The organism is Hufsiella ginkgonis (assembly GCF_009834915.1).
GTDB lineage: Bacteria > Bacteroidota > Bacteroidia > Sphingobacteriales > Sphingobacteriaceae > Hufsiella > Hufsiella ginkgonis.
Map to the genome: position 1 here is coordinate 1,386,486 of NZ_WVHS01000001.1, position 10,782 is coordinate 1,397,267.

At 51.8% G+C, this 10,782-nt stretch carries 11 protein-coding genes; 9 read left to right on the forward strand and 2 right to left on the reverse strand.

Annotated elements, in window-relative coordinates; translation table 11 throughout:
* Positions 1-36: 36 nt before the first annotated feature.
* Positions 37-504 carry a DinB family protein gene (locus tag GS398_RS05895; protein ID WP_160905769.1) on the reverse strand — a complete coding sequence of 156 codons (468 nt, stop codon included), beginning with the start codon at positions 502-504 and terminating at the stop codon, positions 37-39.
* A gap of 372 nt (positions 505-876) precedes the next feature.
* On the opposite strand from GS398_RS05895, the gene GS398_RS05900 reads away from it, so the two are divergent.
* The 3 genes from GS398_RS05900 to GS398_RS05910 all read left to right on the forward strand — a co-directional run bounded on the left by GS398_RS05900 (position 877) and on the right by GS398_RS05910 (position 5,346).
* Positions 877-1,584 (forward strand): uracil-DNA glycosylase family protein, encoded by a 708-nt coding sequence (locus GS398_RS05900; RefSeq protein WP_237488092.1) that lies wholly within the window; start codon positions 877-879, stop codon positions 1,582-1,584.
* A gap of 108 nt (positions 1,585-1,692) precedes the next feature.
* Positions 1,693-3,255 carry a M28 family peptidase gene (locus GS398_RS05905; RefSeq protein ID WP_160905771.1) on the forward strand — a complete coding sequence of 521 codons (1,563 nt, stop codon included), beginning with the start codon at positions 1,693-1,695 and terminating at the stop codon, positions 3,253-3,255.
* Positions 3,256-3,396: 141 nt separating this feature from the next.
* Complete coding sequence (locus tag GS398_RS05910; protein WP_160905772.1) at positions 3,397-5,346, forward strand: carbohydrate-binding domain-containing protein; 1,950 nt, start codon at positions 3,397-3,399, stop codon at positions 5,344-5,346.
* Between the two features lie 225 nt (positions 5,347-5,571).
* Here the strand turns inward: GS398_RS05910 and GS398_RS05915 are convergent, their stop codons facing one another.
* Positions 5,572-5,952 (reverse strand): hypothetical protein, encoded by a 381-nt coding sequence (locus GS398_RS05915; protein WP_160905773.1) that lies wholly within the window; start codon positions 5,950-5,952, stop codon positions 5,572-5,574.
* Between the two features lie 248 nt (positions 5,953-6,200).
* Between GS398_RS05915 and GS398_RS05920 the strand changes: the two genes are divergently transcribed.
* The 6 genes from GS398_RS05920 (at position 6,201) to GS398_RS05945 (ending at position 10,780) form a co-directional block, all read left to right on the forward strand.
* The gene (locus GS398_RS05920; RefSeq protein WP_160905774.1) at positions 6,201-6,578 is read left to right on the forward strand and encodes a GxxExxY protein; all 378 of its coding nucleotides are present in this window, start codon (positions 6,201-6,203) and stop codon (positions 6,576-6,578) included.
* Between the two features lie 125 nt (positions 6,579-6,703).
* A complete protein-coding gene (locus GS398_RS05925; RefSeq protein ID WP_160905775.1) occupies positions 6,704-7,318 on the forward strand; it encodes a TetR/AcrR family transcriptional regulator in 615 nt (204 codons plus the stop codon).
* A gap of 78 nt (positions 7,319-7,396) precedes the next feature.
* Positions 7,397-8,659, forward strand: a complete 1,263-nt coding sequence (locus GS398_RS05930; protein ID WP_202405958.1) for a TolC family protein — start codon at positions 7,397-7,399, stop codon at positions 8,657-8,659.
* A gap of 1 nt (position 8,660) precedes the next feature.
* On the forward strand, positions 8,661-8,807 hold the full coding sequence (locus GS398_RS05935) for a hypothetical protein (protein ID WP_160905776.1): 147 nt from the start codon (positions 8,661-8,663) through the stop codon (positions 8,805-8,807).
* A gap of 10 nt (positions 8,808-8,817) precedes the next feature.
* The gene (locus tag GS398_RS05940) at positions 8,818-9,768 is read left to right on the forward strand and encodes an HlyD family secretion protein (protein WP_160905777.1); all 951 of its coding nucleotides are present in this window, start codon (positions 8,818-8,820) and stop codon (positions 9,766-9,768) included.
* Between the two features lie 55 nt (positions 9,769-9,823).
* Positions 9,824-10,780 carry an ABC transporter ATP-binding protein gene (locus tag GS398_RS05945; protein ID WP_160905778.1) on the forward strand — a complete coding sequence of 319 codons (957 nt, stop codon included), beginning with the start codon at positions 9,824-9,826 and terminating at the stop codon, positions 10,778-10,780.
* Positions 10,781-10,782: the final 2 nt, after the last annotated feature.

A 10,782-nucleotide genomic window follows, 5' to 3' on the forward strand; every position in this document is an offset into this window, starting at 1 on the left:
CCCGTCGGCTCGTGGTGCAGGCAACAAAGCTTTAACTTAGCTTTTTATCAACTTCTTTAATATCATTAACTGGCCCAGGTGGTAATGGATATGCTCTACGGTACCCTGCAGGCTTTTATATACGGATGATGGTCGCCCGGGCACGATGGGGTCCCAAAGCCGCTCTTCATCGGCTTGCAGGATGGCGTCGGCCAGCTCGCGGGCCGATAAAAAGTAATCGGCTGCCAGGGCGGCCCAATCGCGGTCATTGTTTATGGCAGGCACATCGAACCCGTTTATTTCCGGCACCAGTACATCAATACCGGCCAGGCGTTGCTTCATTACCCGGTTCCAGTAAGTGAGGTGGTGTACCAGGGCGGCGATGGTATTGGGCGAGGCAGCGGTCACCGTGCTTGCTTCCCGGTAGTCGAGGTTTTGTAATGTGGCGGCCAGGTCAACTTCGGTCCAGTTGCCGCCGTTGCTTACCTCGAGCAGGTGGCGGGAGAGGTGTGGTAAGATATTCATAACAAATAGTGGATAAGCCGAACAAATAGTGGATAAGCCGGATATTAGACAATCAGTCCGGGAAAAAGTTCTCCCGGGTGTAGTACCCGTAAGTACGCTAACGGAGTGCCTGGCGCCGGGCTATCCTGGACACCGATGCATGGGCCGATATGGTTTACGGCTGGTAGTATATTGACCACTACCCGGACTTTATTCACAGATCACGCTGCAAATCATATTATGCTCAGGAGTGACGTTTCGTTTACCAGGCTGAAGATGATCGGTTAATTCATTTCGTGGTGTCCGTGCCTTCGGCTCATCGAAGGAGTATCCGGTAGTGTCAGCGCTTTACCTGGATGTCGCCCTGTACCCGCAGAATGAATACCTTTGTTGATGACTTTCGCCGACCGTGTAATCCAGTTTAACGAGCAGCTTACCTATACCGGTAATGTGCTGCCCGCAGGTATCCGCGTCATGAACCCCTTTCGCGAATCGCCCGAAACCGGGGTGATCGCCGCACAGTTTTACCGCAAGTATTACAGTGACGATGCCGTGCGTTACCTCATCCTTGGTATTAATCCCGGCAGGTTTGGCGCGGGGCTAACCGGGATCCCGTTTACAGATCCCAAGCGGCTGGTGTCCGAATGCGGTATCGCGTATTCGGGTAAAGTAACGCACGAGCCGTCGTCGGTATTTGTGTATGAAATGATCCACGCCTACGGCGGACCTGGGGCATTTTACGAACAGTTTTACATCAACTCGATGTGCCCGCTGGGTTTTACCACGGTAGATGAGCACGGCAAAGAAAAGAACTACAATTACTACGACAGCCGCGCGCTGACCGAAGCCGTACGGTCATATATGATCGGCAACATCCGCAAACAGATCGCCCTTGGTACACGTACCGATGTATGCTTTTGCCTCGGTACCGGCAAGAACGAGCAGTTCCTGCGCAAGCTGAATGAGGAATATGCTTTTTTCGGAAAGATCATCGCCCTGGAGCACCCGCGATTTGTAATGCAGTACAAAACGGCTACCAAGCAGGTATATATCGACAAGTATGTGCGGGCGCTGCGCGATCCGGCCGCGTTTACCGGTTAATAAAAAAATCTGCTCCCTTTGCGAAATTTCCCCGCGCTGTTTGCGTTAACCTATTCCACGTGTGTTTAGCAACTTCGCTAACCGGTTTACAATCCCTATCTTTCCATTATGAAACGATCTTTACTTTTCTCCGGCTTTCTTCTCCTGGCCACGCAGTTGTTGGCACAGGAAGATCCCAAAGTCGTAAAATATGCCGGGTTGATCGCTCCTGCCTCGGCGCGGAAGCACCTTACTATCCTGGCTTCCGACGAGTTCGAGGGCCGCGAAACCGGTACGCCCGGCGCAGAAAAGGCCGCCCAATACCTGGCGGACGAGTTTAAAAAGCTTGGCCTGGGTGCGCCGGTAAGCGGATCGCACCTGATGCCCGTACCGCTGGTTGAGAATAAGTTGTCTATCAATTTCAGCGTGAACGGCAGGACCCCTGACCGCTCGCGCGAGTATTATATCCCCGATGTAACTACCAGCCGCGATATCAAGACCGACGAAATTCTCTTCATAGGATACGGCTCTGACGTGGAGCTGGGCGATGCCGATATCCGCGGCAAGGTAGTGCTGTGGATCAATGAAGACATTCCGCTGATAGATGGGCGGGCGTACACAGGTTTCGCGCAATCGCCCGACAGGGCGGCACGGCTGAAGTCGCTGATGCGCAAAGGACCTGCCATGATACTGGGGGTAAACCGGGAGTTGTCTGACATCCTGAAAAAATACGGGGAGGCCCTGACCGATGACCCGATGACGGTCAGGTCGAAATCGGTGCAGCCGCTGTCAAAAGATCCCGTTGTGGTGTACGTTACCAATGAGTTCGCGGATAAGTTGGTGCAGCCGGCAAAAAAAACATACGTACAGCTGCGCAGAACGGCGGCAGGAAAAGGCAACATTGTAACCCCCGTTGCCGCGTCAGTACAAATGAAATACGACGTAACCGTGCGCGACCTGGTGGCGAACAACATACTGGGCTACCTCGAAGGTAGCGATCTGAAAGAGGAAGTGCTCGTGTTTTCGGCACATTACGATCACATCGGCCTCACCGGGAAGGAAGATGATAAGGTATACAACGGCGCCGACGACGACGGATCGGGTACCACCGCCCTGCTGGAGATCGCCAAAGCTTTTGCAGCCGCTAAAAGCGAAGGGAACGGCCCCAGGCGCAGCATCCTGTTCCTGGCCAATGTGGGAGAGGAAAAAGGATTGCTCGGGTCGAAATATTATACGGACAACGCGTTGTTCCCCCTGAAAAAGACCGTGGCCGACCTCAATATGGACATGATCGGCCGCGTTGGGCCCGATTATGCCGGCTTGCGCGACTCGGCCAATTACGTTTACCTGGTAGGCCCGAGCATTATGAGTAAGGACCTTAAACAGATCAGCGACGAGGTAAACTCGCGGTACGATCAGCTGATCCTGGACTACAAGTACGACGATGCCACCGAACAGGAACGCATTTTCTTTCGTTCTGACCATTATAATTTCGCCAAAGAGGGAATTCCCGTAATTTTCTATTCAAATGGCGAACACCCCGAGTACCACAAGGCAGGGGATGAAGTAGGTAAGATCAACTTCCCGCTGCTGGTAAAACGCGCCAGGCTGGTTTTTTACACCGGCTGGGAACTGGCTAACCGCGATAAACGGCCGAAAGCGGAGTCGATTAAGAAGTTGAAGGAGTATTAGGAGTCCTTCAGCAACAGCATGGGTACTTGTATCGCCGCAGTATCCATTCATCGACTCAATTTTGCCGTTTACGGATACCTTCGCCGGTAAATAGCCGTACTTCCCTAACATTGTTCCATAATATTTACAAGAAGAAGAAAGATGGGACGATTAAAATTTTTACCGGTATTGACAATTGCGGCAGCGACTCTTACCCTTGCTTCCTGCAAAAAAACCAAGATAACCGAAGACCCGGCTACACCAGCTACCGGGACAGGAACTACGGTAGTGGTAGACGAGACTTTTGTTACCAATACCAAAGACACCACCGTTGCCAACGCCGTGGTGATCGCGTTTTCAGACACCAGCGCCGTAATTACCAACCCGATGACGGCTGCCGGCGTTACCGTTACCCGCACCAAAGGCGATGTAACCATTAAATCGACCACCACCACCACCGAGATCAACTACGTGGTATCGGGCAAGGTAAAAGACGGTCAGCTGAAGATCTACAGCGATTATAAGTTTAACTTGTTCCTTAACGGTACCAGCATCGTAAACGCCGACGGTCCGGCGCTTAACATCCAGTCGGGCAAAAAAGTAACCATTACGCAGGTAGGCGGCACCAACAACCGTTTTATAGACGGTACCGCTTATGCCACCAGCACCGAGGACCAGAAAGGCGCTATCTTTAGCGAAGGCCAGCTGATCTTCCAGGGAAACGGCAGCCTGCAGGCACGCGGCTACTATAAACACGCCATAGTAAGCGATGATTATATCAGCGTAAAAAGCGGCACCCTTACCGTAACCGGCACGGTAAGCGACGGCATACACGCCAATGATTATTACCAGCAGGATGGCGGCACGGTTACCGTCACTTCTGCCGGCGACGGCATCGAGGCGGAAGAAGGCTACGTAAAGCTGAATGGCGGCACGTTAACCGTAACCAGCGTCGACGACGGCATTGCGGCATCGTACGAAGGTACCGACAAAACCATCGACAAAACCGTGTACGTAAATGGTGGTACCATCAACGTAACCACCACAGGCTCCAAAGGCAACGGATTTAAGAGCGAGGGCAAGATCGTGTTAAACAGCACGGGGCTGATCACTGTAAAAACTTCGGGCACCGGCGCAAAAGGCTTTAGCAGCAAAGGCGATTTTAATATCACCAATGTGAACGCTAACATCAGCACCACCGGCAACGCGTTTTACGATACCGCCGAAAAAGATATTTCTTCGGCGGCAGGCATTAAAACCGCGGCTGACTTTACCATGGCCAAAGGAACACTGGTAATAAGCAGCACCGGCACCGGCGGCAAAGGCATCAACGCCGACAGCACCCTTACCATTAACGGGGGAACCATTAATGTGACCACCACCGGCGGCAAGTTTACCTATGGCGCCGACGACACTTCGGCAAAAGGCATTAAAAGCGACCTCGCCCTGGTGATTAACGATGGCACTATCACCGTAAAAACCTCGGGTACCGAAGCGGAAGGCATCGAAGGGAAAACCACGGTAACCATTAACGGCGGCACCATAGAGGTGGAAGCCAATGACGATGGCATAAATGCCGCCACCAACATCACCATTAACGGCGGCAAGATCTATACTTACAGCGCCACTAACGACGGCATCGACTCGAACGGAACGATGACCGTTACCGGCGGGGTGATCATGTCGTCGGGATCGACGGCGCCTGAAGAAGGATTCGATTGCGACAACAATACCTTTAAGATCACCGGCGGGATCCTCATCGGCACCGGGGGCGCTACCAGCAATCCCACTGCGGGCGTAAGCACACAACGGTCGCTGGTATATGGTACCACCGCCACTGCCGGTCAGCTCATCCGCATCGAATCTACCAGCGGCGGGGCCGAAGCGGTAACCTTTAAAGTACCACGTACCTACAGCTCCAGGATGACGCTCCTGTTTAGCAGCCCGGCAATGGCGGCCGCCACAGGATATACCGTTTACACCGGCGGCAGTGTTTCGGGCGGCACCGATTTTCACGGATACCTGGCCGGAAGTACCTATACCAAAGGAACCGCAGCCGTAACCTTCACCACCACGTCGATGGTGACCACGGCAGGCACAACAGGACGATAGCCTTATCCGGGAGTTGCATCCCGGGTTGTTTTCATAGTTAGTAGTTAATAGTTTAACCCGCTTCGCCCATCGAAGCGGGTTTTTTTGACCGGGATTTATCGCCACTCATTACATGTCCAACGGGCCTGCGGATCCCCGCGGAAAAAGCGAAGTCCATAGCACCCGGCAACCATACAAAGACAACGTGACGGGCATGATCAAATGCCGGAAAGGCGAAGACATAAACTAAAGCTCGTCCGGCCCGCGTTCGTAGGCGAGCTCGCCGGTTAACACGGTTTCGCCGGTTTCGAAGTTCTTAACGTCGAGGTCTATTTTCATGCGGGTGGCGTCGGTGTGATCGATGTCGGCACAGGCGTTAAATACCCCAATCATGTAAACAGCAGTAAAGTGGCCGTTGCCGTCGGCATTTACGGTAATGGAGCGCTCGTCGACGCTGACGTTGAAAACGCGTTCGCGGGATTGAAAGTGGTAACTTAACAGGAGTGCTTCGAGTTTTGCAATGCCTGTAGTGAGATCTTGTAAAAGGGAGGCGGTTGCTTGCCCGGAGTTTTCCAGGATGTGTTGTATGGTAGGTGGGGAAAGAAAAATAGTGGTGGATTCTTGCATGGAGATATTCTTATGATATTTTAAGATATTTAATTAATTTTATAGAAATAGCGGGAATTGTGAATTTCAAGGTAACGCAAAGGACGCAAAGATTTTCGCAAAGGGGCGCAAAGAGTAATATTTGAGAAAGATGACGGAGAATGAGGTGGCAAATAAGTGATTGGGTGGGCAATAAAGTGTGATTTCTAAGGTAACGCAAAGGACGCGGAGAATTTCGCAAAGGGCCGCAAAGAGTAATATTTAAGAGGATGACGGAGAATGAGGTAGCAAATAGGGTGATTGGATTGGCAATTAAAGTGCATATGGCGCTTGGACCGGGGTTGTTGGAAAATGCATATAAGGAATGCTTGTATTATGAAATTTTAAATGCCGGGTTAACGGCGGTTAAAGAAAAACCAGTGCCGCTGGTTTACGAGGAGGTTAGGCTCGATTGCGGATACAGGATAGATATTTTGGTGGAAAATAAGCTCGTTATCGAACTTAAATGTGTTGAGCTACTAAGCCCGGTGCATCTCGCTCAGGCGTTAACCTATCTAAAAATAGGAAATTACAAACTTGCCCTCCTGATGAATTTCCATGTAACACGTTTAAGAGATGGGATCAAACGCATCGTCAACGGTCTTTAGCAATAAAACTCCGCGCCCTTTGCGAAATTCTCCGCGTCCTTTGCGTTACCCCTAACCACCCAAAAAACACTTGCATTTCCCAAAAATGTATTTTACCTTTGCCATTAACCAACTGGTTAAATTACATGGTTAATCTCCCTGCCGATCAATCCACCGAGCAAAAGATCCTCGAAGCCGCCAAGAATGTCTTCATCTCGAAAGGGATGGCAGGCGCGCGTATGCAGGATATTGCCAACGAGGCAGGCATCAATAAAGCGCTCCTTCACTATTATTTTCGCAGTAAAGACAAATTGTTCGAGGTGATCTTCCGTGAAGCGATCCAGCGCCTCTTTCCCAAAGTGGTGGGGATCCTCGCTTCAGAGGCACCGTTATTCGATAAGATCAGGTTGTTTTGCCGCGAATACATTACCATGGTGATGGCTAATCCTTATATCCCCTTGTTCGTGGTGAACGAGATCCATAAACAGCCCGGTACTTTTATGGAAGCCATCTGGGGAGATAAGCGTCCCCCGGTAGAACTGTTGTTCGACCAGGTACGGCGGGAAGCCGAAGCAGGGATTATCAAACCTGTTCCGCCGGAACAGCTGGTGCTTAATATGTTATCGCTTTGCGTCTTCCCGTTCATCGGTAAACCGTTGTGGCAAAACATATCCGGCACTACCGACGAACAATTTATGGCCATGATGGAGGAGCGGAAAAGCCTGGTGCCCGAATTTATTATCGAATCGATCCGTATTTAAAATATCGGCGGGCGTTGGTCGTCTGCCCAGTTATTACTCAATTCTTTCGCAATTATGTTAACTAGTTGGTTAAATAGAATGGTCAAGTCAGCGGTAATGGCTCTTATTTGTTCGCCGTTTGCCGGGTTCGCGCAAGGGGCGGGCACCCTATCGCTGGATGAAGCTTATCACCTGGCGGAGCATAACTACCCCATGATCAGGCAGCGCGACCTGGTAAAGCAAACGGCCGATCTTACCATCCAGAACCTCTCCAGGGCATTTTTGCCGCAGGTTACCCTCAACGGGCAGGCCACCTACCAGTCGGCGGTTACCAGCGTGCCCATTTCCCTCCCGGGATTTTCGATCAGCACGCCGGATAAGGACCAGTATAAAGCTACCGCAGACGTCACCCAGTTGTTGTTTGACGGCGGCGTTACCGGCAGCCAGAAAGCACTACAGCAATTAAATGCCGAGGTAGAATCAGAAAAAGTTACCGTCGAACTGTACAAAGTGAAAGACCGCATTAACCAACTTTACCTCGGCGTGCTCCTGCTGGATGCACAGCTGGAACAGGTACAACTGGTGGAAGATGATATACAAACCGGCCTGAAAAAGACCGAAGCGCTGGTAAATAACGGCGTGACCTTCCGGTCGAACCTGGATGTATTAAAAGCGCAGTTTCTTCAAACAGGGCAACGCAGGATCGAGCTGAGGGCTTCCCGTAAAGGCCTCATCAATGCGCTTTCACTGTTTACGGGACGGCAGCTGGACGAGCGCATTGTGCTGCAGCAACCGGCAGCCGCAACGGCGATTTCTGCGGCCGTTACCCGGCCCGAGCTCACGCTTTACAACAAACAATCCGCCCTGCTTGAACAGCAAAAGAAAACTTTGCTGGCGCGTAACCTCCCCAAAGCCAGTTTGTTCGGGCAGGGCGGGTATGGCAAACCCGGCCTCAATATGCTCGATAATAATTTCGACTGGTTTTACCTCGCAGGCGTGCGGCTCAACTGGTCGCTGGGCGGCTGGTATACCTACAAAAAGGAACGTAAACTGGTCGACATCAGTAAAAGATCGATTTGTGTTCAGCAGGAAACGTTCCTGCTGAACACAAATTCGCAGCTCATCCAGCAACGGTCGGAGATCGATAAGCTGCAGCAACTGGTTACTTCAGACCGCGACATCATCGCCTTGCGCGAAAAGGTAAAGCTCGCCGCCAGGGCACAGCTGGAGAACCAGGTGATCACGGCTAACGATTACCTCCGCGAAGTGAACGCCGAAGACCAGGCGCGGCAGGCGCTGATCCTGCACCAACTGCAATTGGTGCAGGCACAAATAAATTATAAAACGATAGCAGGAAATTGATATGAAAACTCACCCCTCCCAACCCACCCCGAAGCCCAAAGCCGGGAGCCCGAAGCTTACGGAAGTAAAAACGCTTTTTTACGATATGTTAAAGTATACGCTTTCGCGGTTATCCGCCGAAAAAGAGACGCCCTCCTTAACCCACTAAACATTGTCTGATGAAATATTTACCACTTGCAGTTGTGCTCCTTGTTTTAGCTTCGTGTTCCCGTAACGAAAACCAGTTCGATGCTTCCGGCAATTTCGAGGCTGACGAGGTAATAGTTTCTTCGGAATTGGCAGGCAAGATCACTTCCTTTACCGTTGAAGAAGGACAGGTGCTAAAAAAAGCGCAGCAGGTAGGGACCATCGACGCGGCAAACCTGGTACTGCAAAAGGAACAGGTGCAGGAGAGCATCAGGGCGCTGGGAGAAAAAACCGCCGATGTAAACCCGCAGATCGCCTTGCTGCAAAACCAGCTGGCGGTACAGCAGTCGCAGCTGGGTAACCTGCAGCATGAACAAAAGCGCACCGGGAACCTGGTGAAACAGGATGCCGCCACCGGCAAGCAGCTGGACGATATCAACGCAGCCATAGATGTGCTGCAGAAGCAGATCGCGGTTACGCGTCAGCAGATCAACGTACAAAAAAGCAGCATCGGCACGCAAAACCGCAGCGTACTGAGCGAAGCCGCCCCGCTGCAAAAACGCGTGGAACAGATCGATGACCAGATCGGCCGTGCCCTGTTAACCAGTCCCATTAACGGTACCGTGATCACGAAATATGCCGAAGAAGGCGAAATAACTTCTCCAGGGAAGGCGCTGTACAAGCTCGCCGACCTCTCTTCCATCACGTTGCGCGCCTACCTCAGCGGAAGCCAGCTCTCTGAAGTGAAGCTCGGCCAGCAGGTAAAGGTGCTGGTAGACAAGGGTAAGGACGCCTACAAAGAGTTTACCGGTACCATTACCTGGATCTCTGATAAAGCGGAGTTCACCCCCAAAACGATCCAGACCAAAGACGAGCGCGCCAACCTGGTTTACGCCATGAAGGTAAAAGTGGCCAACGATGGCTACCTTAAGATCGGGATGTACGGCGAAATACAGTTCCAGCCAATAACCAATAACCGGTAGCTATCAGCCAACAGCCATCACCCATCAGCCAACAGCCAGGAACCATCAACTACCAATGAAATCTGTTACCGCACAAGACCTTGTTAAAACCTACGGAACTAAAAAAGACGTGGTTACCGCGTTAAATAACGTATCGTTCGAGGTTGAGCAAGGCGAGCTTTTCGGGATCATCGGCCCGGACGGCGCCGGCAAAACTTCCCTGTTCCGGATCTTAACTACGCTGCTGCTCGCCGATTCGGGCCGGGCCACGGTAGATAACCTGGATGTGGTGAAAGATCTAAAAGCGATCCGTAAGCGCGTGGGGTACATGCCCGGCCGTTTCTCGTTGTACCAGGACCTTACCGTAGCCGAGAACCTGGAGTTTTTTGCCACCATTTTTGAAACGTCCATCCAGGAGAACTACGACCTGATCAAAGACATTTATCAGCAGATAGAGCCCTTTAAAGACCGGCGCGCGGGGAAGCTCTCCGGCGGCATGAAACAGAAACTGGCGTTAAGCTGCGCATTAATTCACCGGCCAGGCGTGCTTTTCCTGGATGAGCCCACCACTGGGGTGGATGCGGTTTCGCGTAAGGAATTTTGGGATATGTTGAAAACGTTAAAACGGCAGGGGATCACCATCCTCGTTTCGACCCCTTATATGGACGAAGCCAGTTTATGCGACCGTGTAGCATTGATCCAGACCGGGAACATTTTATCTATCGATTCGCCGGCCGGAATTGTAGATAACTTTAAGCCCACGCTGCTAGCTGTTCGTGCTAACCAGATGTACCCGCTGCTGCTGGACCTGCAGCGTTATGAAGGCGCCCGGGATGCCTATGCTTTTGGCGAGTACCACCACCTGGTACTGAAAAGCGGTTTTAACGAGGCCGGCGTGCGCAGTTACCTGGATAGGTCGGCACATGAAGGCGTTGAAATCAAACCCTCCCGTCCTGTTATCGAAGATTGTTTTATCGCCTTAATGAAGCAGCCAACCGGCGCGGCAGCCGATAACCACCAGCCATCCGCTTAAAT

Bases quoted from the DNA above. Each gene is read 5' to 3' on its own strand.
- GS398_RS05895 (WP_160905769.1), bottom strand. From the start codon at position 504: ATGAATATCTTACCACACCTCTCCCGCCACCTGCTCGAGGTAAGCAAC.
- GS398_RS05900 (WP_237488092.1), top strand. From the start codon at position 877: ATGACTTTCGCCGACCGTGTAATCCAGTTTAACGAGCAGCTTACCTAT.
- GS398_RS05905 (WP_160905771.1), top strand. From the start codon at position 1,693: ATGAAACGATCTTTACTTTTCTCCGGCTTTCTTCTCCTGGCCACGCAG.
- GS398_RS05910 (WP_160905772.1), top strand. From the start codon at position 3,397: ATGGGACGATTAAAATTTTTACCGGTATTGACAATTGCGGCAGCGACT.
- GS398_RS05915 (WP_160905773.1), bottom strand. From the start codon at position 5,952: ATGCAAGAATCCACCACTATTTTTCTTTCCCCACCTACCATACAACAC.
- GS398_RS05920 (WP_160905774.1), top strand. From the start codon at position 6,201: ATGACGGAGAATGAGGTAGCAAATAGGGTGATTGGATTGGCAATTAAA.
- GS398_RS05925 (WP_160905775.1), top strand. From the start codon at position 6,704: ATGGTTAATCTCCCTGCCGATCAATCCACCGAGCAAAAGATCCTCGAA.
- GS398_RS05930 (WP_202405958.1), top strand. From the start codon at position 7,397: ATGGTCAAGTCAGCGGTAATGGCTCTTATTTGTTCGCCGTTTGCCGGG.
- GS398_RS05935 (WP_160905776.1), top strand. From the start codon at position 8,661: ATGAAAACTCACCCCTCCCAACCCACCCCGAAGCCCAAAGCCGGGAGC.
- GS398_RS05940 (WP_160905777.1), top strand. From the start codon at position 8,818: ATGAAATATTTACCACTTGCAGTTGTGCTCCTTGTTTTAGCTTCGTGT.
- GS398_RS05945 (WP_160905778.1), top strand. From the start codon at position 9,824: ATGAAATCTGTTACCGCACAAGACCTTGTTAAAACCTACGGAACTAAA.